The organism is Peribacillus frigoritolerans (genome assembly GCF_030676415.1).
Taxonomy (GTDB): domain Bacteria; phylum Bacillota; class Bacilli; order Bacillales; family DSM-1321; genus Peribacillus; species Peribacillus frigoritolerans_A.
In genome coordinates this window covers 1-25,712 of record NZ_JAUUTW010000005.1, presented here as the reverse complement: position 1 = coordinate 25,712, position 25,712 = coordinate 1, and the positions used below count along the sequence as shown (strand labels likewise).

The window sequence follows — 25,712 nt, the reverse complement described above, 5'->3', positions numbered from 1 at the left end:
AAGGGAGGTTTCATAGTTGTTAAAACCATATTTGGTTGTGGAATGGAATGATACTGAAACAGATGCTATAGGCTGGCTGGTCGTCCATAACTTTGTAAAAGGATACACAGGCGGCGGTACAAGAATGCACCCAACGGTTACAAGAGAAGAGGTCGAAAGGTTGGCCCAGGCTATGGCTTATAAGTATGTAGCCTGTGAGTCTGAGACGACTGGCGGTTGTAAAGCGGGCATTGCCTATGATTATAAAGCGCCAGACGCATATGCAGTGTTAAGAAGATTTCTGATTGCGATGATGCCTTATATAGATATCGGGGTATCTTTAGGCAGTGATTTAGGTACCAAATATGAAGATGTTCTCAAAATATTTAATGAATTTGGTATTGATATCCCTCTTACGAAATCAATGAAGCAGAATCCGAATGTTCTGCAAGGGATAAAAGACTTCGATGAACTGTTGACGACAAAAATCGACGGGTTGTTTTTAAACGATGTCGTAACAGGCTACGGTGTAGCATTTTCCGCAGATGAGGCATGGAAATTTAAAAGCGGAAAAGCTGGAGCGAGAGTAGTCATTCAAGGATTCGGCTGTGTAGGGGCAAGCTGTGCATTGAAAATGTCCCAGTTAGGTTATAAAGTTGTGGGAATTTCCGATGCAGCTCTTTTGGTAACGTGTGAAGAAGGATTAGATGTCCAAAAGCTTATTGATCATAAGAATATATACGGCGAAATGGATAAAGCCTTTTTTGAACCGCATTATGATGTAAGGCCAAACACGGAATGGCTCGACATAGATTGCGACATTTTGATTCCGTCCGCACTGGAGGATGTCATCCACATATCCAATGCAAAAAGCGTAAAAGCGGGCTTGATCGTGGAAGCGGCAAACATTCCCGTTTCTTCCGAGGGAGACGAAATCTTAAAACAGAGAGGAATTGATGTTGTCAATGATTTCGTTGCCAACCTGGGGGCAATAAGATTTTATGATGTGGTTATTTTCGGACTAGTTAAACCAAATCCACAAGCTGTCGTTGATGATATCGAAAAACTATGCAGGAAAAATACGTATCACTTGTTTACACAAGCTAAAAAACAAAAAAAATATCAAAGAGAAGTGGCTTATGAAATATTCAAACCGACAATCAGCGACTTGCCAGAATACGCAGAGCCTTCCGAAGCGTTATCGGGGAACTCTCGTTAACTTGTATTAATCATAAGTGTGTTTAGGGCAGTTTGTCGATCAGAAACGGGGGGGAATTCATGCAAACAGAACATGAAAATCAGCCAAAAGAATTACCGCGTTCAATGAAGAGCAGACATTTATTCATGCTCTCCTTAGGTGGCGTGATTGGAACTGGTCTTTTCCTTGGATCAGGATATGCGATCGGTGAAGCTGGACCCTTAGGAGCGATTGTTGCCTATTTGGTCGGTGGATTATTAATGTACTTGGCGATGATTTGTCTCGGTGAATTATCTGTAGTGATGCCGGTGTCCGGTTCCTTTCAGGTCCATGCAACGAAATTTATTGGACCCGCCACTGGTTTTGTCATTGGCTGGATTTACTGGCTGAGCTGGGCTCTTTACGTAGGCTTGGAATTTGTAGCGGCCGGTTTGCTTATGACTAGATGGTTTCCTGATATACCAGTATGGGTATGGTGTGTGATATTTACGGTACTTTTATTCACTATAAATGCTTTAACAACGAGAAGTTTCGCAGAGACAGAGTATTGGTTCTCCGGGATTAAAGTACTTGCCGTTATTCTATTCATACTAATCGGTGCGGCAGCGATGTTTGGATTGATTCATATGGAGGATGCACAACCTGCTCCGTTCTTTTCCAATTTTATAGGTGATGGACTATTCCCTACAGGATTCACGGGTGTGTTTATATCGATGATGACCGTCGTATACGCATTCCAGGGATCGGAAATCATGGGAGTTGCAGCAGGAGAGACGGAAAACCCGCAACAAAGCATTCCGAGAGCGATTCGAAACATCGTAATACGTGTGCTGCTTTTCTATGTACTAGCAATCTTTGTTCTTTCGGCTATCGTCCCTTGGCAAGAAGTTGGAGTGCTGGAAAGCCCATTTGTTACCGTGTTTGAAATGGTAGGCATTCCTTATGCAGCAGACATTATGAATTTCGTAATTTTGACGGCGGTCCTCTCTGTAGGGAACACGGGTCTCTTTGCTTGTACCAGGATCCTTTTCTCCCTTTCTCAAAACGGTATGGCGCATTCTTCATTTGGAAAGCTCAATCGGCGCGGTGTACCTATGAATGCCTTACTCGTCACCATGGTCTTTGCCTTGCTGTCGCTACTTACTAGTGTAGTAGCGGAAGAAACGTTATTCGTTGTGCTGCTTTCCATAAGCGGGGTTGGAGGGGTGCTTACTTGGATGGCTATTGCGTTCGCTCAGTACAGATTCCGTAAGCAGTATATCAAAGCAGGCGGAAAGGTTGAAAATCTGAAGTTTAGAGTACCTTTTTTCCCGCTTGCCCCGATTCTTTGCATCCTTATGTGTCTAGGTATTTTCGTGTTCACCGCTTATGATCCGACACAGCGAACCTCGTTGTATTGGGGATTAGGTTTCGTCATTGCTTGCTATATATTTTACTATTTCAGATATGCGAGAAGGAAAGTGGAGGTGCCAGCCTTAACAAATGAACAGTCCAATGATTTTGTTCAATAGGGATTATTCTTAATATGCCCGACAAAAGAAAACGGTCAAGTAAGCAGGAATCGTTGAATTTAAAAGTAGAAAAATAGAATACGGAGGAAATATTATGCGTTACTTAAATTATATTAATGGAAAATGGAAAAAACCCACTACAGGGGAGTATAAGGAAAATCTTAGTCCCCATAATGGTGAAAATTTAGGGGAATTTCCATCTAGTGCGGCGGCTGATTTACATGATGCAGTGGCAGCCGCAAAAAAATCTTTTTCCAAATGGAAAAAACTGTCGTTTCAGCAACGGGCTTCATATTTGCTGAAAGCAGCTGATATTTTGAAAAAGAATGTGCAGGAAGTAGGTCAAGATTTGATAAAGGAAGAAGGGAAAACATTCTTGGAAGGGATGGGGGAAGCCAATCGTGCTGCCAGCATACTTGAATATTATGCTGCTGAAGCTCGGCAGCCACTCGGGGAAGTAATTCCTTCAGCTAATGCCAATACATTTTTATACACTACCCGTACCCCGCTCGGTCCGGTGGGGTTGATTACACCATGGAACTTTCCTATCGCCATCCCTGTATGGAAATTGGCGCCGGCCCTGATTTACGGGAATACAGTCGTGATTAAACCGGCTGATCTTACACCTAAGTCGGTCTATCATGTGATAAAAGCATTTGATGAAGCGGGTCTTCCGCCTGGTGTCATTAATTGTGTATTCGGAAGGGGTTCCGTCATTGGTGCTGCATTAGTGGAACATCCTGATGTGAAGGCTATTTCTTTTACCGGCTCGAATCAAGTAGGTCAGCAAATTCAAAAACAAGCGATTGAACATGGAAAGAAAGTGCAAGTGGAAATGGGAGGGAAAAACCCGCTTGTCGTTCTCGCTGATGCTGATCTTGAAAAAGCAGTGGAAATAGCCATAGGCGGAGCTTTTAAATCCACAGGGCAAAAATGCACAGCCACTAGCCGGGTGATTGTGGAAGAAGGAATTTATGAAGGATTCCGGGAACTTCTGGTGGCTCGGACGAAAGAATTAAAAGTGGGCGACCCGCTTAACGAAGAAACATATATCGGTCCCGCTGTATCTAGATCACAACGCGATGGCGTGCTTGAAATGATTGATGTTGGGAAATCAGAAGCAAATCTTTTGTGTGGAGGAGAGGTTCCGACAGAAGAGGAATTGGCGAACGGTTTTTATGTCCGACCGGCTATCTTTGAAAATGTTCCTCAACATGCCCGCATTGCACGGGAAGAAATCTTTGGACCAATCATCGCTCTTTTTAAGGCTGGAAATTATGAGGAAGCAGTTAAGATGGCGAATGATACAGAGTATGGCTTGAGCGCAGCAATTTGTACGAATAATTTAACCTTGGCTCAACGGTTTATTGAAGATGTCGAAGTGGGACTTGTCCATGTCAATTCTGAAACAGCGGGAACCGAACCGCAAATGCCATTTGGCGGATGTAAAAATTCAAGTGCAGGGAGCCGTGAACAAGGGAAGAGTGCCGTTGAATTTTATACAGAAATCAAGACAGTCTATATGGATCGGGTATAACTAGAAATAAAAATTGTTCTATGCGATTTTAAAACTTTTAATTAGATAATAATCAGGAGGTATTTTATATGTCTACTAAAGAAAATGTACAGTTCAGCCCTACACTCCCTTATTCACGGTATATAGATCCAGAGGTATTCAATGAAGAAAGTAAAAAAATTTTCAGAAAGAGTTGGATATTAGCTGGGCATGCAAGCCAAGTTGAAAAAGCAGGCGATTTCATGACATTAGATATCGCTGGAGAGCCTATCATCGTTTCTCACGGTACCGATGGTGAACTGCGTGCCTTTTACAATATTTGCCCTCATCGCGGAATGAAAGTAGAAAACTCCGATAAAGGAAATAAAAAAATTTTACAATGCGGATACCATGGATGGACATTCCAATTAGATGGAAGTGTATATAGAGCTCCTAATTTTAAAACGAATGAACTGGGAGTACACAGCTGTATGAAATCCATACGCTTAGAAGTTCAGAATGCTATGATTTTTGTCAATCTAGACAAAAATGCACCTTCTATGGCAGAAGCGTATCAGGAATTTTTAGAGGAAATGAAAGAGTATCCCTTCTTTGATTCACTGAAACTAGTTAGGGAAACCCGCCGTGTAGTTAAAGCTAATTGGAAAGCTGTTGTTGACAATTACCTTGAATGTGATCATTGTTCCATTGCTCATCCTGGCTTTGCAAAATCTTTTGATTTATCAAACTTTTGTACAACGACACACGAAAAATTCACCTATCAATATATGACAGCAAGCAAGAATGGTGAAGGTGACCAAGCACGTTTTTATTGGGTTTGGCCAAATATGATGATTAACGTTTATCCAGGGGACGGGAATGTGAATACCATTCAAGTAATTCCTGTTGATGCTGTGACGTCGTTAGGCATTTATCGTGATTACTCACTCAATGAAAAAACAACCAAGGAAAAAGAAGAATATTTTAAATTTGTTGACCAAGTACGGCAGGAAGATTTTGAACTGGTGGAAAAATTGCAAATAGGATTGAGTTCCGAGGCATTTACAAATGGTATCTTTTCTCCAACTGAACATGCAGCAGTCTATTTCCATGAACTTATTGATAATAACCTCCAGGCCTAACCACTGAGCTGCCAATAGGAATACATTAAAAAAAGAAACGTTCATAGAGAATGTATAAATTTAATAGCCTAAGCAACCAACCAGTGTGATTCGGTAGTTTACCGGAGCATACTGGTTAAGTTGTTTTTTAGTGATGACTTTTTTGCCTTATTTGAACGACCGATAAAGTTATGAAATTTGCGAACATCCTTTTATTTATTCCGGGTGTGAGGATTTGTTCTTCCATTGTTGTTCCTCAGCAAGAAACTCAAAAAAAACATTCATGGCAGTAAGCGGATGCTCATTTACTCTTTTAAAGTAGTTACTTTTTCTGGAATCCGTTAAATAGCTGCATTTTTTTATTCTCTCCAACATATATTTTTGACTCATTTTCACTATTTCTCTTTGGTTGTGTTTGTTTTCTTTTAATAAGGCAAATCCTACAGCTCCCACCAATGCATAAATTCCAAGTGCGATTTTCGAGATGGGTAAAGATTCGTTCTTAAATAAAAGAAAAAAAAGATTAATGATGGAAAAGCCAATCATTACCGTCGAAAAAAAACCGTATTTCATATTTTTCTTCAACAAGGGGGACAATTTTGATTGAAGTTGTTCGATTTCGGCTTGCATGAAACCCGGTATTAGGTTCCATTTCCTGTTTCATTGAATAGGTACGATTTTTCAGTGCCATTTATTGGGTGATGCAAGATACTAAGGAGGAAACAATGAATATCAAAATAAATAATATATATCTTATCGTTTGGAAACGTGTTTGTCATTTAATATACCCCTTGGACTTTTTTAAGGGAAAAGTAAACGCAGTGAGGCATGTGGGTGATGAATGGTATGCCCAGTTATATGTGTTGAACTATCCCAGATAGACAGCGTTCTTGCAGTATGAGGAGGGGGACAAATAAAGATCATTTGCCTTAATATACTAACAATGGTATAAATGATGAATGGATTATGGTAAAATGGTCCTCAAATGGAAGCTATATTATTCGTTTTATCATTAGTAATCGTTATGGATGGCGACCCTGCGCCTTTTTTTGTTATAAATACGTGACTATTGTGGTATTTAGTACTTTTAAATCGAGTTTTGGAACAAATCCATATATAATTAGAAAGCAAGATATTAGATTCAAAGATTAAGGAGGGACATAGAATGATGGAATGGGCTCTGATCATTTTGTTTGCTGTAGCAGTATTACTGTTCATTTTATCGTTTATTAAAAAGGATTCTGCAAAAGTGGACAGTCAATTGGAACAGCTTGCTATCACTTTTGGGGATGAAATGAATGTACTACAGGAAAAAATCAGGAACATCGAGATAGATGCTGAAATTACGGTGCAAGAGGCAGGCATTCTAGCAATGTCTTCGGAAGAACGGAAATTGTTGCGCGAAGTACTCGACCTACATAAGCGAGGCTATTCATTTGAAAGCATTGCATTAAAGACAAAACAGCCGGAAGATGAAATTGAACGCATGCTTACTCCTTACATAAAAACGAAGAATGAAAGGAGAAATGTGGCCAATGACATCTAAATCAATGCGAAGCTTTGCCGGAGGCCTTGTTGTTGCAGCAGGCTTATGCGGTGCAGTGTACTTCTTTGGTCCAGGTGAAGCGACCGGCACATCAGAGAAACCATCAGAAGATGAAATGAAAGAGTCTCTGGCTTCAGAAGGGTATGTCATACATTCCGAAAAAGAATGGGAAGATCAGATTGCTGAAGCACAGTCGGTTAAAGATAAAGCGGAGGCTGAAAAAGAAACAGTAAAAGAACCAACGGAAAAAATCATATACCGTACTGTTCTTACTGTGTCTAAAGGCTCGACAAGCATCGATGTGGGTAAAAACCTACAAAAGGCTAAAGTCATTAAAAATGCCTATGAGTTTTCTGACGCGGTTGAAAAGAAAGGCAAGGCCAACGGGTTGCGTCCTGGAACATATGTGGTAGATAGTGCGATGACGACGGAAAAAATAATTTCCATCATATTTAAATGAACATAAAAACGACCATCGATAAGATGGTCGTTTCAGTTTGTCGGCAAAAGGGGTATGGTTCATCCTGAATCCTATGGTTTTTTACTGTTCCCTCACTAGATTGAAGAAATTTGCGACACTCCTGGCGAATAACTGGTTAGCCGAGACCCCGGAGACGTTTGCGTCAAGGAGGCTTGGCAGACAGTCGGCGGAAAGGGATGGATTTCTAAAATCAACTAATGCAGCAATTCAATATTACATATGGTTTGCTGTGATTAAACCAAGCGTTTTTTCATGTTTTCTTGACCTTAATCCTTGTCCGCACTCCGGCCCACACTGCAATGATAAGTCCTCCAATAGTATCCGCGATTAAATCTATCATTGTATCTTTATTTCCTCCGCCTTGTAGTGTCATTCCGAATAATTGATCAGAACTAAATTCGTAGATCTCCCATATGACACCACCAAGTGCTGAGAAAGAGAGGGTAAACAAAAAGACAAACCAAGGGGATATCTCTTTGCCTGCATCTCTGTATACCAATCGTTCATATAAAGCAATTCCCGTAAAAGCAAGAAGGGAACCGCTAAGTAAATGTAAGAATGTGTCCCACCACCCCAGTCCATACCAACCTAAAATAGATCCTAAAAATTGTGAACCGAATAAGAAGATTAAATAGGAAATGATAATTGGCAGATTGAATTGAAGCTTGGTAAAAAGGGCCAATAAAAGGGGAATAGCCCCACATACCACACCGCCTATCGAAACCAGTGATTTGAAAGTTTCATCGGCTGTATAGTAAAAAATAGATAAAGCTGCCATGAAAAGTACATACACTAAACTTAATGAAATAACTAGCTTACGATTCATATGATTACCTCAACAAATCATTATAATTTTAATTTTTGTACACTAGAATAAATGGAAATAAGCAGGCCGCCGGCAAGACCGAAAAGTATATCGTACATGGTATCTTTATTACCGCCTCGCTGCATGGTATGAGTAAAAGTGAGATCTCCTGCGAACTCATATATTTCCCAAAGAACAGTGGCAATGACTGAAAGTGAAAGAACAAAAAGAAAGATGACCCACCTTGAAACATCCTTTCTCGCTTTTTGAGGGATGTACAGTTTATAAAGAGCAATCCCAACAAAACCCACGAAAATACCTTTGTAGAAGTGAAGGCTAGAGTCCCACCATTTAAAATCAACATAAAAATTTGCGATAGATCCTAAAAATGTCGTACAGAAAACAAAAACATAATAACCGATTATGATTGGAATGTTAAAGGGATTATTTTTTACAAACAGTAATGAAATGGGCAAGGCACTTACCAATATTCCCCCAAGAGCTACCATCCATCGGGAAGAATCATCTTTTATGAGGTAAAAGATGAGTAAACCAGTCATGAATGCTATAAAAACCAGACTAAAAATAATGATTATTTTATGTTTCAATATACTCACCTCATTCGTAAATATTCATTACGGTCATATCCAATTCAGTCAGATGCAACCCGGAAAATTGAATTTTCGGGGTATTTTTATGATGTTCTTTTTTAAATTATCCAACTCACAGTAGTAGTATCATTGTTGGCTACCATGGTGCTTTTTAATGATGATTTTAAATTTAGCGGTGATAAACAATAATAAAGGCATGACCAGACCAAAAGCGCGATGCATAGAATAACCATATATTTTTATTGAATTCCCCGGATGATGGGACCGTCGGAAAAACAATCAATGAATAAAAAACCATTATCATCCCTAAAGCTGTAGTAAATGGACGAAAATCTTTTATATTGAATATGTTTGAAAATACAACAACCGATACATAAAAATACATCACCGTCCTGGTATAGGTTGTAAAGATCCAAATCGTAGCAATTATAGCTTCAATCCGCATTAAGAAATTCCCCACATAATAAGTAGTCTAGGCAACAGTGGAAAAAGACAAAAAAATGTGAGATTGATCATCTTTCCGACTAACTTACCGAAAACCTTTTCCTTTATTTGATCTAAAGCGAGATCAGGATATAAATTTCTAACCCTGATGTAGAACCATACAAAAATCAATGCGATTCCCGTCCCAAATAATGCAGCAAGCCACGCATCCTGCTTTGCAAAACTAGCTAAAGGAGAAGGAGTATGTAAAATCACCGTTCCTACCGAATATAAAAGGATTAAAATCATCAATTGATGTGATGAAATTTTGAAACTACCAGGCATTATTATTCACCTTTTTGTTAGTTCCTTCTTAATACTCCTTATTTTTGGCTATTCATGTTAAAGTTATTCATACAGAAATTAATGCCTTTCTCCAACAATCCATCCCCGTTTCATTCGGTCCTCAATTTTTCTGGCTTTTTCCTCAAAATTCTAAGATATTCATTAGAACCGGTTGCATGGGTATAGGTATAAAAATATATCGCGAAATCGCTTTAAAAGAAAAACAATGAAATGCCATTACAAATTTTTTAGTGCTGTTTTTTATATTATTCTTATTCCAGAACCAAAATCGAAAATAAACAACCTTCATTTGAAAGAAGTGTAGCACTCCGATACATGTTTTCTTTTTAATGACACTCCATTTTTCGCTGTTGATTGTTTTTTTTCATGATAGAAAACCTCCTTAAAGTAGATAAATCATACCCTAATTTCTTAGTCCCGGACCTTAATGTTTTAGGAACTGAATATTGTTTTAACTGACCCCTAATTTTTCATAATCCTCATAGTACGACTTTTCTAGACGATGTATATTTGGTGAGATTTTCTGATTAATCTGCCTTGTTTCGTCAATTAAGGAAAAGGTACAACAAAATCCTTTGCAAGTAGATTAGAGTTTGGTGCAAATGTTAGGAATGATTTTTTAAGCATATTAATTGCACTATGTTATAAGTTGTATATTTCCTTTGGAATGGCACGATTCTTGCATATAATTTGTTGGTATATCGAATATATAGGAGAAAGGAAGAGATAGGAAACTGTTAGACACCCATTTATTGAAAAACATTTAAGGTTATCAAGCATATTGGATAGGTTTATATGTCAGAAAATTAATCCGGATTCACAAAGGGAAGGCGAAGCAATTAAACTTAAAAAAGTTAGGAGAATATTAGTATGAAAATACCAGTGGAAAATATAGTAGAGTTAACTGTTGAACATCAATTCTTACAGGCTTATCCTATATTGAGTCAGTTACGTACTGATTTGACTTTAAAGGAATATCTAGAATTATTAAATGATATGCGTAAGGAGGGTAATCAGTTATTTGCCTTATATCATGATACAAGCATCGTAGCATTAGCAGGTGTCAGCTGGCGTGAAGATTCATATAATGAACGCTACGTTTATGTGCAAGATTTGGTTACTGATGTAAATCATCGTCCTAGTGGCCTTGGATATAGTCTGCTCAGTTATATACATAACTGGGCAAAAGAACATGGAGCTGAATATATTACATTAGAGTCTTGAATTTGGCGTATTGACGCCATAATGTACAAGTTTTTTAGGATGGGGATGGTACCTATTGGGTGTAGCCTTTTTTTCGTACATATGTATCAGCAATGATATTTTACGACTTTTAGAGTGTGGGGAAAAATGGGACAAAACAATTATGAAGTTAAGGGTGGAAAAACCAGGTATTAATAAACTTGGGATGAAACATACATCTGAACAAGTTAAAGGAAAAAAATTCTATGCTTCAAAGGGAAGGGTGCCCTGCCATCCAAAAATTAGTTGAAAGCTTATACAAACTCTGTAGAGGTCTGCAGAGTTTTTCTTCATTTATCTTTTTGTGTTCCTAAACCCTCCAACATTCTGCCACTTTAGTCCTACAAAAAAAATTGAAGTCGTTGCTTAGATTATGCGAATATTGGCAATCTATGCATTTACTCATAGGTTACTTTTAAACAAACTTCCAATAAATTTAATGGAGATTGTGCTTCAGGATGCCCATAAACGATTGGATGAGGCAACTGTCGCCAGAGGCAAGTAAGTTGGAGATTAATAAAAGACAATTAACATACCAAATTACCTTAAGTGAAAAGAAAAGTCTTAAGGTGGATTATTCTTGCCATAGCTCATGAAAGAAGGCAATCTATTGAAGGATCGGTATTCTTTCCGAAAATATAGAAAATCAGCTATTCATCAAAATCATCTTATAAACCGTTTTTCTCATCCTTGGAATTTATTTTACAAACTACCAACAACAAAAAGGAAAAAATGTCCAAAAGACAGAGAGTAAGAAGTCCATAATTCAGCTTGTTTATTTGATTCGACTATATTTTCATTTATCACTAGAGATAAAACCATAGTGATCATTCCCAGAGGATAAGTTAGAAAACGATAGTCATATAGTTTAAACACGTGGGAAAGGCTTAAAACCCATGCATAAAAATAAATTGTTAGTTTGAAATACATAGTAATGAACCAAAAAAAAAGCAATCATTGCTTATCCGTTGCAAAAAGTCACCCGCATTTATTTTCTTCCTAAAACATAACTTGCAAATTGATGTCTCTCCGTGGCATCCGCCCCACCCTCTAATAAAGAAATATGGGTAGTTTCAGCTTTTCCATTACGTAACCAATATAATCAGTTTCTTTCAACGAACGGGTTAGCAATCTTACATTCCTCATCTTCTCAGTCATCAATCATAACACTTCAGGAAATCGCTTTCACTTATAGCTACAAATACAATCTGTATTTTCAGCGGAAAATGCCTACATCGGATGTTGTCAAAGAAAATCCTTATTTAATGTCTATTTATACCTGCTGATCTGACTCTAAAAGAGATATTTGCTTTTCAGAATGGTTAATATCCGAGCCTCCTTCAACAACCTTTAATTAAATCATCAAGCTTCAAGAATAGGGCGTGTTTGTTGAAGAAAAAAGTAAAATTTTGATAAAGTTATCCTGTCTCCAATGGTTTAGCTCTTTATTGATTGCAATTTATTTTACTTAGATGGATATAATTGTAGCCAAGGTGAAAACATAATTTTAACAGGCTTTTGGCTATGAGGGGGTTAGCATTGAAATCTCGAGTTCCTATCCCATTAAGGAAGTTAATTGAAGATAAACAATCAGTGAAAGATAAAAAACAACAAGAAGACCTAAATGAAAGCGCAAATCCAAACTCCAGCAAAACTAAAAATCAAAATCCAGTTCAAGCCCAAAACCGAAGTAAAGACACAAAGAATCATCAAACAAAACTTATATCTTCTGATCTTCAATATAATTTAGACCATATTAAAAAAACGTTAGGAAATAGTTCAGACATAGTTATAAGGGATTTTCAAGCAGGTGAAAATGGGGAAATTAAATTAGGCATTGTTTACACAGATGGATTAACGGATTCAGCTTCCATCCAAGATTTCATCCTCAACACTTTGATGGTTGAAATTCGGAACTCGGACTTGAACGTAGCGGTCCTTAATCCATCTGACTGTTTTGAAATGATAAAATCACATACTCTTCCTGTAGGTGGAATAGTGGAAATAACTGATTTTCAAAAACTTTTTAACCATGTTTTATCGGGAGACACGATGTTATTGATGGACGGTACCCCAAAAGGAATGGCACTCGGATCAAGAGATTGGGCCGATCGCGGAGTTCAGGAACCTTCCTCCCAAACAGTAGTAAGAGGACCAAAGGATGGTTTCACTGAAACACTGCGAACGAATACTGCTTTAATACGACGTAGAATAAAAGATCCTAACCTATGGCTTGAAACAAAACAGATTGGAGAAAAAACGCAAACAGACGTTGCGATTATGTATCTAAAAGGTGTTGCCAATGATAAAACGGTTTCAGAATTGCAAAGCCGGATAAATCGAATCAATATAGATGCGATTCTTGAGAGTGGTTACATTGAAGAGCTTATTCAGGATGAAGTATATACTCCATTTCCAACCGTTTATAATACGGAACGTCCTGATGCTGTAGCCGCTGCCATTTTAGAAGGAAGGATTGCGATACTAGTTGACGGAACGCCGTTTGTCCTTATCGTTCCAGCACTTATGGTGCATTTTTTTCAGTCCAGTGAAGACTATTATCAAAGGGCAGACATTGCAACATTAATTCGAGTATTACGGTATTTATCCTTTTTCCTTGCTTTGCTTACACCGTCACTATATATAGCTGTTTCAACCTTTCATCAAGAAATGCTACCTACTCCTTTACTCATAAGTCTAGCCTCACAACGAGAGGGTGTTCCTTTTCCAGCTTTTGTAGAGGCGGTGCTAATGGAGGTCGTGTTTGAAATCTTGCGTGAGGCAGGTGTGAGGATGCCTAGGGCAATCGGTTCATCCATTTCCATCGTAGGTGCATTAGTTATTGGGCAGGCTGCTGTCGAAGCAGGGTTCGTTTCAGCAACAATGGTTATCATCGTGTCCTTAACAGCCATCTGCAGCTTTGTGTTCCCATCCAATAGTATGGCCATGGCTTTTCGGATGCTTCGCTTCTTGTTTATGATCCTTGCCGCTACATTTGGATTATACGGGATCATTTTGGGGCTGATCGTGATGGTCCTACATTTAAATAGCTTGCGATCCTTTGGTTTACCATATTTAGCTCCAAATGCACCATTCATTTTACAAGATCAAAAAGACAATATCATCCGATTGCCACATTGGTCATTATTAAAGCGGCCTCGTTTGATCGGTAAAAACAATACAGACAGAGGAGATGTCAGTCCTCCAAAACCACCTAGATAAAATGATGAGATAATGAGGGTTTACGATGAAAAAAATGCTGAAGGTATTTTTAATGTTATCTATGATTTGTTTATCCGGCTGTTGGAGCAGCATTGAGTTGAATGAACTTGCCATCGTTACTGCCATGGGAATTGATAAAACAGAAGATGGTTATCTTGTATCCGTCCAAGTTCTGAATTCGAGCGAGCTGGCAGGTGATGCCAAGTCTGGTCGCACGGAAGTTGTAACCTTCAGGAAAAGCGGTGCAACCATTTATGAAGCAATAAGAAGCCTATCAACTGATATACCAAGGAGGTTATATGTAGCACATCTTCGTGAAGTTGTCTTTGGTGAGGAAATGGCCAGGGAAGGAATTGCAAAAACTCTGGATGTCCTTTCCCGGCAAAAGGAGTTGCGTTCCGATTTCTATATGACAGTTGCGAAGGGTTCAACTGCTTATGATACGCTTAATGTGCAAACGGCTCTTGAAAAAATTCCGGCAAATAAAGTTTATGACTCCTTGGAAAATTCAGAGAAAGGATGGGCGCCGACAAGGACGGTCACTTTGGATGAGCTGGTCAGCAGTATCGTCAGCAAAGGCAGTGAGGCCATGCTAACGGGGATTTACGTTTATGGTGATCCCGAATCAGGAAGCAATGTTACGAATGCACAAAATATCTCCCCGAAATCCGGCTTGCGATTGGATTATATTGGAGTATTCAAGAAGGATAAACTTGTAGGTTGGTTAAACAGAAGCGACAGTAAAGGTGTTAGTTACATTACAGATCATGTTAAGTCCACTGTGGAGAATATTCCATGTGAAGGGGAGCAAATTTCGGTCAACACGACTAGTTCAAAAACGAAAATCAAGGGGAAAATGGAAAAAGGAAATCCAAAAATTGATATAAATGTCACGTCAGAAGGGGGTATAGGTGAAGTAGAATGCACAATTGACTTAACTAAACCCGAAAAAATCGAAGAATTGAATAAAAGGTATGAAAAAACGATTGAAGCTAAAATAGAAGGGGCGATAAAAACGCTTCAAGAGAAGTATCAAAGTGACATCTTTGGTTTTGGTGAAGAAATTCATAGAACTGATCCTAAAGCATGGAAACGTTTAGAAGGAAATTGGGAACAGGAATTCGCAAATTTGGACGTGAATGTAACCGTTAAAGCAAAGATTCGCAATTTAGGGACGATATCAGAATCCTTTCAAAAAGAAATCGAGGAGTAAAGATCAATGTGGGCAATTATCGGAACAGTATGTACTGGAGTTATTATTTCATTTTTCGAAATGCCTCCTCTCATTAAAAAGAAGTGCTGGAAGGAAATTATCATTTTTAATTTATTGCTTTTAGTTGGCATGACGTTGAGTATTTTAATTATCAAGGATATTACCATTCCCACTCCCATAGACTGGATAACGAAAATATATAGTCCACTCGCTCATTTCATGGATCGCATTTTATCCTAGGGAGGTATCGAATATGCTCGAAAAAGGAAAAATCAGCTCTGGTGAATTTCTTATATTAGTCATCATATTCACCATAGGAGGAGCGATACTTACTTTACCTTCCGTACTTGTCTCATTAGCAAAACAGGATGGCTGGATTGCCTATATTATAGCTACTCTCGTCGGTTTATGCTTCGTTTTCTTATTTACCCGGCTCTCCTCACTTTACCCATCCATGACTTATATTGAAGTTAATGAAAAAATATTAGGGAAATGGATCGGGAAAATCTCGGCCCTGCTATTCCTATTTTATATATATTACCTTTCTTCTGCATTACTTAGTGAAATTGGGAATTTCTTTTCGACACAGGTTCTGGTTGATACACCTATGGAAATGATTATGATCTTGTTTATATTAACAAGCTTATTTGGTGCACGGCTAGGATTGGAAGTCATCTGCCGAACTGCATTAATCTTTTTTCCTTGGCTTGTACTGCTGCTTTTCATATTATTCGGATTTCTTATTCCGGATATCAAATTCGAAAATATGCAACCTATATTTGAAGAAGGCATGATACCGATAATGAAGGGATCCTATCACTCTTTAGCACTGCCTTATGTTCAGCTTGTTTTCTTTTTAATGATCACTCCAAATGTAACGGAAAAGGCTGAAATGAAGAAAAACTTTTATTTAGGGACTTTATTAGGCGGCGGCGTTCTTTTCTTAGTGATTACTTTCAGTATCCTCGTATTGGATGCTTCTAATACAGCAAGATTAACCTATCCTTCTTATAAACTGGGGATGAGGATAAGCATTGGTGAATTTTTTGAAAGGGTCGAGATCATTGTGGCATTCATTTGGGTATTTACAGAGTATTTTAAGTTGACCATTTGCTTTTATGGACTCGCCTTAGGACTAGCTCAATTGCTAGGTATGCAAAATTACAAAATTCTTCTTTTCCCATTAGCTTTTTTAATTCTCACTTTTACCATCTTTTCGCATCCCGATATAGTGCATTATCAGAACTTTATGGCTACAGCTTGGACACCTTTTTCCTTAACGATTTGTTTTATCCTGCCTTTGTTATTATTATTGGTTGGGAAAATTAAGAAAAAGAAAGGGTAGCTTGCATCACATTTGATGTTCAAGTGGTTGATGCATCTAGAGCGGCTGACGGAATTAATCACAAAAGAGACAGGATTCGCTGCAACTTGACGACTTTTTTACATGTTTAAGGACTTCCGGGAACTATCCGTGATACACATGTCGCGAATCTTTTTGTATGGGAAAATCGGCATTTTTTTCAAATAGCATATAATCACGATTCTGAATAATGACGTAGCAGAAATCCTATAGTTACTTGGCAATTTGGAAAACCTTCCTTCTTCATAGATAAAATCTGTACAGAGGAAAAGGAGGAGGGATATAGAGAAAGGTGGTAAGGACGATTTAGTCAGTTCGTCTTGGAAAGAAAACAGAACAAAATGTGTGATTTTAGTCCGTCCAAAAACCCTTGTAAGAAAATGGACAATACTTCAATGTTTAAAGCAGGTTCCCGAATCAAAAAAGCCATAATACGACATCAAATTCCAACATATTTCTACTTTTCCATTTTGTATAATGAGATAGAAAGTTAATTTTAAGGGAGTGATTGTTGTAATATGAAAACCAGGAAAATTGTTTCAACTCTAGGAGTTGCTGTTTTATCGGCAAGTTTTGCGGTACCAACATTTGCAGCTAATGAAACATCCCCGGGGACACCCATTCAACAAGCTTATTCGGTTTCAGGTTTTACAGATCATGCTGAACTAGGGAAAAAGCTAGAACAAATTGCGAGTGATAGCCAAGGTAAAGTAAAAGTGGATGTAGCTGGATATTCCAATAGAAATAGAGAAATCTATAAAGCAACCGTGGGAACAGGCGACAAAGTCGTTTTCATTCAAAGTGAGATCCATGGAAATGAGAAAACTGGAACGGATGCCATCTTGAATATCTTGAAGTTTTTGGGGACCAATTCTCCTGAAGCGGAGAAAATTCGTAAAGAAATTACCCTTGTCGCTTTGCCTAAAATGAATCCGGATGCTGCTGAATTGAACCGTCGTGGAAATGATATGACCTGGGCAGAGGCCGTGGAACAGTTTCCGCAGTTAGCAGGAGCTAATCCATCATGGAACTATTATACATACAAAAATGAATCATTCGATTATGAGTCCAAACCTGGTTTCGATGTCAATCGTGACTTTAATCCTGATTTAAATTATATTCCTCAATTTAAAGACTTCCCTGGAAAATCATCCGCCCCTGGTTGGTTCATAACACCTGAATCACAAACAACACGTGATGTTTACAAGTCTCTACTGAAGCAATACGGAAAGGTGGAGATTTTTGTGGACTTGCACCACCAAGCTCCCTATTATGAAGTTGATGGAACGGATGATATAGTCACATACTCGCTTTCCGCCCAATTTGTTCCTGATCCAAGCACGGCTTCGGGACAAGAGTATGCCAAATATGCAAAAAATTATAATTATGATTTTTCGAGACAATTGAATGTAGCGGTATATAATGCCATGAAAGAACAAGGTAATTCTCCATATGGAAATATATCCTTATATCCGCAAAACCAAAACCTTCCTGGAACGGCTTTAGGAGCCTTTGCTTTAAACGGAAGTGGGACAGTACTCTTTGAAGTTAGAGGCCAAACACAGTCCTTTGGCCAAAAGAAAAAAGGCATGCTTATTAAAGCAGTGGAAAGAGGGTTATATGGGATAATTGATGGAGTTACTGATGGTTCTGTATATAAAATCAATCCGGAACAATACGAATCAATTCCACTGACGGAGGGCAGGCAATAATGAAAATTGGATACTTTTATCAACTTCCAGTATAGATTGAAGTAACCAGACGGGTACCCGCCTGGTTTTTCTTCATCGGGAACAGAAAATGTTTATTTGGAATACCGCCTTTGTAGAAGTAATTCCTTTCAAGTTATATTGTGTAGAAGAAAACTATTTGGAAACATAGTTATTTTTCACTATTAACATAAAGTAGTAAAAATGTCAGAATATTATTAATAGTTATTTTTATGGTTATTATATTTGATAAGGAGGGTTTTTATTGAATTTTAAAAAGAAAGTTCTATCAGTTTCATTATCTAGTTTAATGACGTTAAGCGCAGTAACAGCTGTTGCGCTACCAGTCGGAGCGGTTGGAAATGGCCCCAGTGCTGGAAATGGTCAAGTGACAACTTCAAATCTTCATACATATGAAAGCTTGGTAAGCTATCTTGAAACACAGGATGCTAAACAAGAAAAGCTGGCACTGGAAGTAATCGGGCAAACGGTAAAAGGGAGGGATATTTACCTAGCGAAGTACATGTCAAATCCTGAAAATCCTACTATACTATTTTTAACTCAACAGCATGGAAATGAACAACTGACTACTGAGGGTGCACTCGAATTCATTAAACATCTAGGCACGGATAAGACTAAAGGTTTATTGGAAAATGTTAATATCCTGATCATACCCATGTTAAATGCAGATGGGGCCATGGGAGATGTTAATTTCCCTCTTGATGACTATTTAGCAAAAGGTGATCGGCATCTAACACGGGCAAATGCAAATGGGATCGACTTGAACCGTGAGCATGATAAAAAAACTGATTCCATGCAAGTAGAGGTAAAGGCTTTACACGAAAATGTATTTGCGAAATACGATATAGATTATATGATAGATTTACATCATCAAGGGACGCTAAGTGAAACGGACGGTGAACTTGTTTCAGGTTCAATTCTTTATCCTACAAACGCAAACGTAAAGCCTGAAGTGTTAGAAGCGTCAAAAAAACTGGGTGCTGTTGTATATAACTCCATTGAACCAACTGGTTGGGGGCATATTGGTAGGTATGATGGCGGTTCTGGAGTAAATATAGGCCGTAATGGTGCAGCCGTTCGTTATGATATTGCTACACTGCTCTTTGAGATGCGAGGTATGTCGGACCACAATGTCGAGTCAGTAGCGCTTGGACAAAAAAGTAATGGCTATCTAATAAAGCAAACGGTAACCACTTTGGATGCAGCTGTCAGGGCTATTGCCGATGATTCAATTGAAACTGCTGATGCAAGCTTTTGGGACACGCTGCCAACACAATACAATCGTCCTGGGGCAGAATCGGACGAATAAAATGATGACACATCCCATTTTTTCTGATGGGATGTGTTTTTTATTTTCCCACACCGATAGAAGCTCGAACTTGTTCATCAGTTTATATGAAAATGATTTATAGTGGAAATAGCAGGACAAGAGAAAAGATTACATAGAAAAAAGGCATCTGCTTTCACTAAAAGCAGATGCCTTTTGAACGGTAACAGTATCGACCTGAAATGATGTCCTTCTTTCATAGTTACTGTTTGCTCCTATAAGCTTTTTTCGGTTGAATTCTCCTTTTTTTGTTCTTCTTTTAGTTGTAAGGCTACTAAACTGGCAAAGTCATGAATGATGGTGGCTGCCAATAGTGTAGTAATTTGTGTTGGATCATACGGCGGGAGGACTTCCACCAGGTCGAACCCAATAAAGTTGAATCCTTGCAGAGAGCGTATCATCTCTAGGGTTTCAAAGCTATTTAGACCGCCGACCTCCAATGTGCCAGTTCCAGGAGCGCAGGACGGATCAACAAAATCAATATCAAAGGTCAAGAAACATGGTGTATCCCCAATGGCTTTCCTGACTTCCTTCACGACATCTTCAATTCCTCTTTTCTTCAGCTCGGGCGTAGTTATCACATTGTAGCCTAGATCTGTACTTGAATCTATATCTCCTGGATGATTGAGCGTACCTCTGATGCCAATCTGGAAAACTTTATCCGTTTGGAGCAAGCCTTCCTCATATGCACGGATAAACGGGGAACCATGCCAGTATTTTTCATCGTAGTAAGTATCCCAGGTATCAGTATGTGAATCAAAATGAAGAAGTGCAACAGGACCGTGTATTTTTGCGGCTGCTCTTAGATTAGCCAATGTTACTGAATGATCTCCTCCGATGCCTATTGGAATGATCCCGTTTTTCATCAAGTCTGACATAGCCTTTTCAATTAACTCATAGCTTCGATGTATATTATGGGGAATCACCGAAACATCCCCAATATCAATGGCATTACATTCGTCAAACGGAAATACCTTGTGAATGGGATGATAAGGAAACAACGTCATGGATGCTTGGCGGACCGCCTGTGGAGCAAACCGGGCTCCTACCCTGAATGAAGCAGCTGTATCAAAAGGCATACCTACCACTGCCAATTTGGCATTTTCTCTTGTAGAAGGTAAGCGCATAAATGATCCCGTGGTACAAAACTCTGGTTTAACATCAGGTGATAAAGGATATTTCATTTTTCTATTCCTCCATTTTCTTATAACTTAATAGTTTTGAAATTCATATAAATGAATTCCTATAGATGATTAATCATGCAATTATCATGCCAAGTCAAAGTAAGTGAATTAATGAGTGTTTTTACCAGATAACATTGGCTTTGTGTATGCAAAGGCGAATAATTTATGGGAAATTGAATCGCCGATGGAAGAGATGCTGAAAGACTTCATTTCCATGAATCAATCATTTTCCGTTAAAAATACAGGAATTAAGTAGCATTTTAGGCGTTTTTCGTTTGTCAAAGTAAACCGAAATCATGTGGCACATAAATTGCATTAAGGTATACATGTAAAACTTTTATAAAAGAGGGAGGAATGAGATTAATCTAGTAAAGAAATTGAACCTACTAGTTTGAAAGCGGTTTCAAGGAGGAATGATAGATGGAAAATGAGGTTACATTGAAAAGATCACTGAAATTATGGCAAATCGTTATGATGGGGTTAGCATATATGACCCCCATGGTCGTATTTGATACATTCGGCATTGTATCTGGGATTACGGGCGGCCATGTGCCGACTGCCTATATCGTTGCATTGGTGGGGATGCTTTTTACAGCTGCAAGCTATGGAGAACTTGTAAAGGTTTTTCCTGCTGCAGGTTCTGCCTACACTTATACGCAAAAGGCCATAAACCCGCATTTAGGATTCCTGGTAGGATGGTCTTCGTTGTTAGACTATTTGTTTTTACCTATGGTAAATGCATTGTTGACCAAGATTTATCTGACAGCATTATTTCCAGGAGTTCCTACATGGATTTGGGTAGTAGTGTTCGTTGCAATCGTCACCATTCTCAATCTCAGGAGCGTCAATGTACTAGCTAACTTTAATGCGCTTTTTGTTTTAATTCAGATTGCCATCATGGCAGTGTTCATCATTCTTGTTGTCAAAGGTTTGAATAATGGAGAAGGTACAGGAGAAGTGTTTACAATAATCCCTTTCATAAAAGAAGGAATGGACGTTTCGGCCATAATAACCGGGGCCACGATCCTTTGTTTTTCCTTTTTGGGATTTGATGCGGTAACGACACTATCTGAGGAAACGCCGGATCCGAAAAAAACGATACCAAAAGCGATATTTTTAACTGCACTTTGGGGTGGAATCATCTTCATTACCGCATCTTTCTTTATTCAGCTCTTTTTTCCGGATATATCCCGTTTTAAGGAACCGGATGCTGCATTACCGGAAATCGCCCTTTATGTAGGCGGGAAGCTATTTCAATCCATTTTTCTTTGTACCACTTTCGTCAATACGCTAGCCTCGGGACTAGCATCGCATGCCAGCGTTTCCCGTCTTTTGTATGTTATGGGACGTGATAAAGTATTTCCGGAAAAATGGATTGGGTTTATTCACCCTAAATGGAAGACACCAGCCATTAATGTACTCATAGTCGGAGTCATTTCATTGTCGGCTTTATTCTTTGATTTAGTCACAGCAACGTCACTGATCAACTTTGGTGCATTAATGGCATTTACCTTTGTAAATCTGTCAGTGATCAGCCATTTTATCATTCGGGAAAAGAAGCATCGAACGATAAAGGGGTGTATTCAATACTTAATTATGCCTTTAATTGGAGCCATAGCAATTAGCATTCTTTGGATCAACCTTGAGGCAAGTTCCCTAATAATGGGGACAAGTTGGTTCATTATTGGCTTTTGTTATCTATTATATATCACAAAGGCATTCCGGAAGGCTCCGCCCCAATACCAAGTTGAAGAAATTCAGCTATGAGATTTTCCAAGAAAAAACGCATCCGATAAGGATGCTTCAGTTAATAGACTTCAAAAGGTTTCGGAATGGTTTCATTCCGGAACCTTTTTGATTTTTAATTGGATTTGAAGCAGGTTTAAAGAATAAATGACCGCGACCATTTCTGGCCCTTGCCTGTCCAGTTGGATATCTTCTTAAATTCCTGGCAGCGAAGGTAAGCGTCGCCTGCATCGACAATATTTTACGTCCGCTTGTTGTCCAAAGCATGCCATGGCTTTTCTTTTGCATCAGCGAATTTTTCCATAAGTAGTAGAGAAGTGAGGTCCTTTATCATGTATGACATAACCTGATAATCAGCATAGGCCACGTTCGTATTTACCTCTTCAATGGTCTTACGCATCAATCGAATAAATAGGTAGATTGAATGAATGTCAGTTTAACCAAAATCACTGGGTCAATACTTGGGCGTACTACCTCTGAATACATATCTTTCACCAAGTCATAAATGAAAGAGATATCAATGGCGGACTCAATTATACGAACCAAATGTTTCGATGGCGCCAAATGACATAAAATAACATTTAAAGTCGATTTCGCTTAATAGAATCATGTTAGAAAGTATCCTTTTCACTTCAAACTTTAATACTTCTTTTTTAAAAACAAATAAGACTGGTAGGCAAAAGGGTTCTATTTAAAAGATAAACAAAGTTGAATGGAACGGAAGGTGCGAGACTCCTGCGGGAAAAGCGTGTCGAGGGAGGCCCCGCAGGCACAAAGGCGCCGAGGAGGCTCCCGGACCGCCCGCGGAAAGCGAGTGCCTGGAGGCCACGTTAGAATTTATTATTATCGGGGTTTGTTTACAGTCTGACGCATTCTAAAAAGGATGCGTTTTTTTTATGTTTTTAATCATCACTTTTTACATATGCAAACCTGAATTGCTTATGAATTAATACATATGTCCTGATGAATGTATGTGTCATATTGATGATTGCAAATGGCGGTATATTGCTATCCACACTATATCCTCAAACCTGGCATGAAAGTTGCTTAATAAAGTTATAAGAATAAAAGTGAGGTGCTAAAATGACAGAGAAAATTAAGGTAATTGAAAAACGTCAATTGGATAATCCACTGCAAGAATTCCAGGATATCTTAAAAGAAGCGATTCATGTTTTGGACTATCCAGATCAGGTTTTTGATTTTCTGAAAGCGCCAATGCGTTTTCTGGAAGTCTGTATTCCTATTCAAATGGATAATGGGGAGACTAGGATGTTTCAAGGGTATAGGGCTCAACATAATGATGCAGCCGGTCCAACGAAAGGGGGAATTCGGTTTCACCCGGATGTCACTCCTGAAGAAGTTAAGGCATTGGCCGGATGGATGAGCTTGAAATGCGGAATAACCGACCTTCCATATGGAGGGGCAAAAGGTGGCATTGTGTGTGATCCCAGACAGATGAGTTCATCTGAGCTAGAACGATTAAGCAGAGGGTATGTCAGGGCAGTAAGTCAAATAGTGGGCCCTACAAAAGATATTCCGGCACCTGATATGTATACGAATTCACAAATCATGGCCTGGATGCTGGATGAATACGATCACATCAGGGAATTCGATTCACCAGGCTTCATTACAGGAAAGCCTCTGAGATTAGGAGGATCGAAGGGCAGGGAAAAAGCCACTTCCAAGGGAGTATTATATACACTTCAAATGATATGTGATTTAAAGGGGATTCCTATTGAAGGCATGCGGGTAATCATCCAGGGCTTCGGGAATGTTGGCAGTCATTTAGCATTGTATTTACATGAAATGGGGGCTAAGGTTGTCGGAATAGCGGATGAGCTTGGAGGTTTATATGATCCGAACGGCTTGGACATTCCTTACCTTTTGGAGAACAGGGACTCGTTTGGGGTCGTTTCGAACGTATACAAAGATTCATTATCCAATCAAGAATTATTGGAAAAAGAGTGTGATGTGCTGATTCCCGCAGCTATTAGCGGAGTGGTGAATAAAGATAATGCAAAACGATTAAAATGTGAAATCCTGATCGAAGCAGCAAATGGGCCGACAACAAAGGAAGCGATCAAGATTCTCGATGATAAAGGTATAGTGCTAGTCCCGGATATTTTGGCGAATTCAGGAGGGGTGATAGTCTCGTATTTTGAATGGTGCCAGAACAACCAAGGTTATTACTGGACGGAAGAGCTTGTGGATGAACGATTGAAGGAAAAGATAACGGCCAGCTTTTTGAATGTATATCATACCTCACAAAAATATTCAGTGAACATGAAAGTGGCTGCTTACATTGAAGGGATTCGCAAAATAGCAGAAGCATCCCAGCTTCGAGGTTGGGTCAGGTTCTGAACGAATTAGGGTTTACAAGAAAGGAGGCAATCCGTTGAATTTTGATATTCTTTCCGAAAATAAAGAAAACCAAGCTATTCATCATTATTGCTTATTGTCACAAGATTATAGATATGATGTGACCATTGTATATTCGGCCCAGTTTTTCGGTAAAGCAATGGTGACTTCCATGCAAAGCGGAAGAATGATCCTGCTTTGTGCCAATGATATTAATTTAGATCAGTACTGGGCTCCGACCCTTGGCATTGAACAAGAAGATATACATGAGTTCCAAAACTTTCTCAAATTAGTCTTACAAACCCCATTTCATTTTGAAGAATACTGAAGGAAGGAATGATGTAAATGTACGTTGATGTGATTCTTAGCCCTTGTGATGGCAGGATTGAAAAAATTTCAATATCCAAAAATTCCAGATTTTATGAATGGGAACAATTATTTCAGATTAAGAAGGCAGATGGACGTGTGGAAATCATTGACATGGGTGTCAGCGGGAAAATTGAATCATTGGAGGTATTGGAGGGCGAACCAGTGGTGGCCGGCGAGGTCCTCGCCTATTTTAAAGAAGATTTATTTGTTACCGGCAGCGATTAATATAAAAATGAAAAGAAGATGAAATGATTCATCTTCTCAGACTGTAGACAAACTCGATGAAAATCGAGTTTGTCTACAGTTTTTTTTGGCTTGTACAAATTTGGACGTTGATTTCCACTTCAGGCACTCGCTTTTCGCGGGCGGTCCGGGAGCCTCCTCGGCGCACTTGCGCCTGTGGGGTCTCCCTTGGACTCGCT

The 25,712-nt window shown here is 38.9% G+C and carries 26 protein-coding genes and 1 pseudogene; 19 read left to right on the top strand and 8 right to left on the bottom strand.

Going from position 1 to position 25,712, the window contains the following annotated elements; translation table 11 throughout:
- The first annotated feature begins 16 nt into the window (after nt 1-16).
- The 4 genes from Q8G36_RS06680 to Q8G36_RS06665 all read left to right on the top strand — a co-directional run bounded on the left by Q8G36_RS06680 (nt 17) and on the right by Q8G36_RS06665 (nt 5,325).
- Complete coding sequence (locus Q8G36_RS06680; RefSeq protein ID WP_305160018.1) at nt 17-1,198, top strand: Glu/Leu/Phe/Val family dehydrogenase; 1,182 nt, start codon at nt 17-19, stop codon at nt 1,196-1,198.
- Nucleotides 1,199-1,257: 59 nt separating this feature from the next.
- Nucleotides 1,258-2,688, top strand: coding sequence for an amino acid permease (locus tag Q8G36_RS06675; RefSeq protein ID WP_305160017.1), 1,431 nt, complete (start codon nt 1,258-1,260; stop codon nt 2,686-2,688).
- A 94-nt stretch (nt 2,689-2,782) separates the two neighbouring features.
- Nucleotides 2,783-4,225, top strand: coding sequence for an aldehyde dehydrogenase family protein (locus Q8G36_RS06670; RefSeq protein WP_305160016.1), 1,443 nt, complete (start codon nt 2,783-2,785; stop codon nt 4,223-4,225).
- A 68-nt stretch (nt 4,226-4,293) separates the two neighbouring features.
- Nucleotides 4,294-5,325: an aromatic ring-hydroxylating oxygenase subunit alpha gene (locus Q8G36_RS06665; RefSeq protein ID WP_305160015.1), complete on the top strand. Its 1,032-nt coding sequence runs from the start codon at nt 4,294-4,296 to the stop codon at nt 5,323-5,325.
- Between the two features lie 195 nt (nt 5,326-5,520).
- On the opposite strand, the gene Q8G36_RS06660 is transcribed toward Q8G36_RS06665, so the two are convergent.
- Nucleotides 5,521-5,946, bottom strand: coding sequence for a DUF5392 family protein (locus tag Q8G36_RS06660; protein ID WP_305160145.1), 426 nt, complete (start codon nt 5,944-5,946; stop codon nt 5,521-5,523).
- A 523-nt stretch (nt 5,947-6,469) separates the two neighbouring features.
- Here Q8G36_RS06660 and Q8G36_RS06655 point away from each other — a divergent pair.
- Nucleotides 6,470-6,850 carry a hypothetical protein gene (locus tag Q8G36_RS06655; RefSeq protein WP_305160014.1) on the top strand — a complete coding sequence of 127 codons (381 nt, stop codon included), beginning with the start codon at nt 6,470-6,472 and terminating at the stop codon, nt 6,848-6,850.
- Complete coding sequence (locus tag Q8G36_RS06650) at nt 6,840-7,310, top strand: hypothetical protein (protein ID WP_305160013.1); 471 nt, start codon at nt 6,840-6,842, stop codon at nt 7,308-7,310. Before Q8G36_RS06655 ends, Q8G36_RS06650 begins: the two co-directional genes overlap by 11 nt.
- Nucleotides 7,311-7,581: 271 nt before the next feature.
- Here the strand turns inward: Q8G36_RS06650 and Q8G36_RS06645 are convergent, their stop codons facing one another.
- The 4 genes from Q8G36_RS06645 to Q8G36_RS06630 all read right to left on the bottom strand — a co-directional run bounded on the left by Q8G36_RS06645 (nt 7,582) and on the right by Q8G36_RS06630 (nt 9,515).
- Nucleotides 7,582-8,157 (bottom strand): hypothetical protein, encoded by a 576-nt coding sequence (locus tag Q8G36_RS06645; RefSeq protein WP_305160012.1) that lies wholly within the window; start codon nt 8,155-8,157, stop codon nt 7,582-7,584.
- A 20-nt stretch (nt 8,158-8,177) separates the two neighbouring features.
- Nucleotides 8,178-8,753, bottom strand: a complete 576-nt coding sequence (locus Q8G36_RS06640; protein WP_336622955.1) for a membrane-spanning protein — start codon at nt 8,751-8,753, stop codon at nt 8,178-8,180.
- 163 nt (nt 8,754-8,916) lie between these two features.
- Nucleotides 8,917-9,192 (bottom strand): hypothetical protein, encoded by a 276-nt coding sequence (locus Q8G36_RS06635; RefSeq protein WP_305160010.1) that lies wholly within the window; start codon nt 9,190-9,192, stop codon nt 8,917-8,919.
- Nucleotides 9,192-9,515, bottom strand: coding sequence for a GerAB/ArcD/ProY family transporter (locus Q8G36_RS06630; RefSeq protein ID WP_305160009.1), 324 nt, complete (start codon nt 9,513-9,515; stop codon nt 9,192-9,194). The genes Q8G36_RS06635 and Q8G36_RS06630 overlap by 1 nt, the downstream gene beginning before the upstream one ends.
- A gap of 891 nt (nt 9,516-10,406) precedes the next feature.
- Here Q8G36_RS06630 and Q8G36_RS06625 point away from each other — a divergent pair.
- From Q8G36_RS06625 to Q8G36_RS06590, 8 genes are all read left to right on the top strand, one after another.
- On the top strand, nt 10,407-10,760 hold the full coding sequence (locus tag Q8G36_RS06625; RefSeq protein WP_305160008.1) for a GNAT family N-acetyltransferase: 354 nt from the start codon (nt 10,407-10,409) through the stop codon (nt 10,758-10,760).
- A gap of 55 nt (nt 10,761-10,815) precedes the next feature.
- Nucleotides 10,816-11,028, top strand: coding sequence for a hypothetical protein (locus tag Q8G36_RS06620; RefSeq protein WP_305160007.1), 213 nt, complete (start codon nt 10,816-10,818; stop codon nt 11,026-11,028).
- Nucleotides 11,029-12,371: 1,343 nt separating this feature from the next.
- Nucleotides 12,372-14,000 carry a spore germination protein gene (locus Q8G36_RS06615; protein WP_370694041.1) on the top strand — a complete coding sequence of 543 codons (1,629 nt, stop codon included), beginning with the start codon at nt 12,372-12,374 and terminating at the stop codon, nt 13,998-14,000.
- Nucleotides 14,001-14,025: 25 nt separating this feature from the next.
- Nucleotides 14,026-15,213: a Ger(x)C family spore germination protein gene (locus Q8G36_RS06610; protein WP_305160006.1), complete on the top strand. Its 1,188-nt coding sequence runs from the start codon at nt 14,026-14,028 to the stop codon at nt 15,211-15,213.
- Nucleotides 15,214-15,219: 6 nt separating this feature from the next.
- A complete protein-coding gene (locus Q8G36_RS06605) occupies nt 15,220-15,453 on the top strand; it encodes a hypothetical protein (protein WP_305160005.1) in 234 nt (77 codons plus the stop codon).
- 13 nt (nt 15,454-15,466) lie between these two features.
- Nucleotides 15,467-16,558 carry a GerAB/ArcD/ProY family transporter gene (locus Q8G36_RS06600; RefSeq protein WP_305160004.1) on the top strand — a complete coding sequence of 364 codons (1,092 nt, stop codon included), beginning with the start codon at nt 15,467-15,469 and terminating at the stop codon, nt 16,556-16,558.
- 536 nt (nt 16,559-17,094) lie between these two features.
- Nucleotides 17,095-18,288 carry a M14 family zinc carboxypeptidase gene (locus tag Q8G36_RS06595; protein WP_305160003.1) on the top strand — a complete coding sequence of 398 codons (1,194 nt, stop codon included), beginning with the start codon at nt 17,095-17,097 and terminating at the stop codon, nt 18,286-18,288.
- 262 nt (nt 18,289-18,550) lie between these two features.
- A complete protein-coding gene (locus Q8G36_RS06590) occupies nt 18,551-19,615 on the top strand; it encodes a M14 family zinc carboxypeptidase (protein WP_305160002.1) in 1,065 nt (354 codons plus the stop codon).
- A 233-nt stretch (nt 19,616-19,848) separates the two neighbouring features.
- On the opposite strand, the gene speB is transcribed toward Q8G36_RS06590, so the two are convergent.
- The gene (speB, locus tag Q8G36_RS06585; RefSeq protein WP_305160001.1) at nt 19,849-20,817 is read right to left on the bottom strand and encodes an agmatinase; all 969 of its coding nucleotides are present in this window, start codon (nt 20,815-20,817) and stop codon (nt 19,849-19,851) included.
- 115 nt (nt 20,818-20,932) lie between these two features.
- On the opposite strand from speB, the gene Q8G36_RS06580 reads away from it, so the two are divergent.
- On the top strand, nt 20,933-21,073 hold the full coding sequence (locus Q8G36_RS06580) for a hypothetical protein (RefSeq protein ID WP_305160000.1): 141 nt from the start codon (nt 20,933-20,935) through the stop codon (nt 21,071-21,073).
- 164 nt (nt 21,074-21,237) lie between these two features.
- Nucleotides 21,238-22,584, top strand: coding sequence for an APC family permease (locus Q8G36_RS06575; RefSeq protein ID WP_305159999.1), 1,347 nt, complete (start codon nt 21,238-21,240; stop codon nt 22,582-22,584).
- 36 nt (nt 22,585-22,620) lie between these two features.
- On the opposite strand, the gene Q8G36_RS06570 is transcribed toward Q8G36_RS06575, so the two are convergent.
- A complete protein-coding gene (locus Q8G36_RS06570; protein ID WP_305160153.1) occupies nt 22,621-22,851 on the bottom strand; it encodes a hypothetical protein in 231 nt (76 codons plus the stop codon).
- Between the two features lie 8 nt (nt 22,852-22,859).
- Nucleotides 22,860-23,139, bottom strand: a pseudogene (locus Q8G36_RS06565) (transposase); the annotation flags it as partial.
- A 507-nt stretch (nt 23,140-23,646) separates the two neighbouring features.
- On the opposite strand from Q8G36_RS06565, the gene Q8G36_RS06560 reads away from it, so the two are divergent.
- From Q8G36_RS06560 to Q8G36_RS06550, 3 genes are read left to right on the top strand one after another with little or no spacing between them, the layout of a single operon-like run.
- Nucleotides 23,647-24,924 (top strand): Glu/Leu/Phe/Val family dehydrogenase, encoded by a 1,278-nt coding sequence (locus Q8G36_RS06560; protein WP_305159998.1) that lies wholly within the window; start codon nt 23,647-23,649, stop codon nt 24,922-24,924.
- 34 nt (nt 24,925-24,958) lie between these two features.
- Nucleotides 24,959-25,249 carry an SAV0927 family protein gene (locus tag Q8G36_RS06555; RefSeq protein ID WP_192205254.1) on the top strand — a complete coding sequence of 97 codons (291 nt, stop codon included), beginning with the start codon at nt 24,959-24,961 and terminating at the stop codon, nt 25,247-25,249.
- 17 nt (nt 25,250-25,266) lie between these two features.
- Nucleotides 25,267-25,515 carry a hypothetical protein gene (locus Q8G36_RS06550; protein ID WP_305159997.1) on the top strand — a complete coding sequence of 83 codons (249 nt, stop codon included), beginning with the start codon at nt 25,267-25,269 and terminating at the stop codon, nt 25,513-25,515.
- The last annotated feature ends 197 nt before the right edge of the window (nt 25,516-25,712 follow it).

Excerpts from the sequence above, each read along its gene's own strand:
- Q8G36_RS06675 (WP_305160017.1), top strand. The coding sequence starts at position 1,258 with ATGCAAACAGAACATGAAAATCAGCCAAAAGAATTACCGCGTTCAATG.
- Q8G36_RS06625 (WP_305160008.1), top strand. The coding sequence starts at position 10,407 with ATGAAAATACCAGTGGAAAATATAGTAGAGTTAACTGTTGAACATCAA.
- Q8G36_RS06655 (WP_305160014.1), top strand. The coding sequence starts at position 6,470 with ATGATGGAATGGGCTCTGATCATTTTGTTTGCTGTAGCAGTATTACTG.
- Q8G36_RS06670 (WP_305160016.1), top strand. The coding sequence starts at position 2,783 with ATGCGTTACTTAAATTATATTAATGGAAAATGGAAAAAACCCACTACA.
- Q8G36_RS06560 (WP_305159998.1), top strand. The coding sequence starts at position 23,647 with ATGACAGAGAAAATTAAGGTAATTGAAAAACGTCAATTGGATAATCCA.
- Q8G36_RS06600 (WP_305160004.1), top strand. The coding sequence starts at position 15,467 with ATGCTCGAAAAAGGAAAAATCAGCTCTGGTGAATTTCTTATATTAGTC.
- Q8G36_RS06575 (WP_305159999.1), top strand. The coding sequence starts at position 21,238 with ATGGAAAATGAGGTTACATTGAAAAGATCACTGAAATTATGGCAAATC.
- Q8G36_RS06665 (WP_305160015.1), top strand. The coding sequence starts at position 4,294 with ATGTCTACTAAAGAAAATGTACAGTTCAGCCCTACACTCCCTTATTCA.
- Q8G36_RS06595 (WP_305160003.1), top strand. The coding sequence starts at position 17,095 with ATGAAAACCAGGAAAATTGTTTCAACTCTAGGAGTTGCTGTTTTATCG.
- speB (WP_305160001.1), bottom strand. The coding sequence starts at position 20,817 with ATGAAATATCCTTTATCACCTGATGTTAAACCAGAGTTTTGTACCACG.
- Q8G36_RS06630 (WP_305160009.1), bottom strand. The coding sequence starts at position 9,515 with ATGCCTGGTAGTTTCAAAATTTCATCACATCAATTGATGATTTTAATC.
- Q8G36_RS06570 (WP_305160153.1), bottom strand. The coding sequence starts at position 22,851 with ATGCAAAAGAAAAGCCATGGCATGCTTTGGACAACAAGCGGACGTAAA.
- Q8G36_RS06645 (WP_305160012.1), bottom strand. The coding sequence starts at position 8,157 with ATGAATCGTAAGCTAGTTATTTCATTAAGTTTAGTGTATGTACTTTTC.
- Q8G36_RS06605 (WP_305160005.1), top strand. The coding sequence starts at position 15,220 with ATGTGGGCAATTATCGGAACAGTATGTACTGGAGTTATTATTTCATTT.
- Q8G36_RS06650 (WP_305160013.1), top strand. The coding sequence starts at position 6,840 with ATGACATCTAAATCAATGCGAAGCTTTGCCGGAGGCCTTGTTGTTGCA.
- Q8G36_RS06635 (WP_305160010.1), bottom strand. The coding sequence starts at position 9,192 with ATGCGGATTGAAGCTATAATTGCTACGATTTGGATCTTTACAACCTAT.
- Q8G36_RS06610 (WP_305160006.1), top strand. The coding sequence starts at position 14,026 with ATGAAAAAAATGCTGAAGGTATTTTTAATGTTATCTATGATTTGTTTA.
- Q8G36_RS06550 (WP_305159997.1), top strand. The coding sequence starts at position 25,267 with ATGTACGTTGATGTGATTCTTAGCCCTTGTGATGGCAGGATTGAAAAA.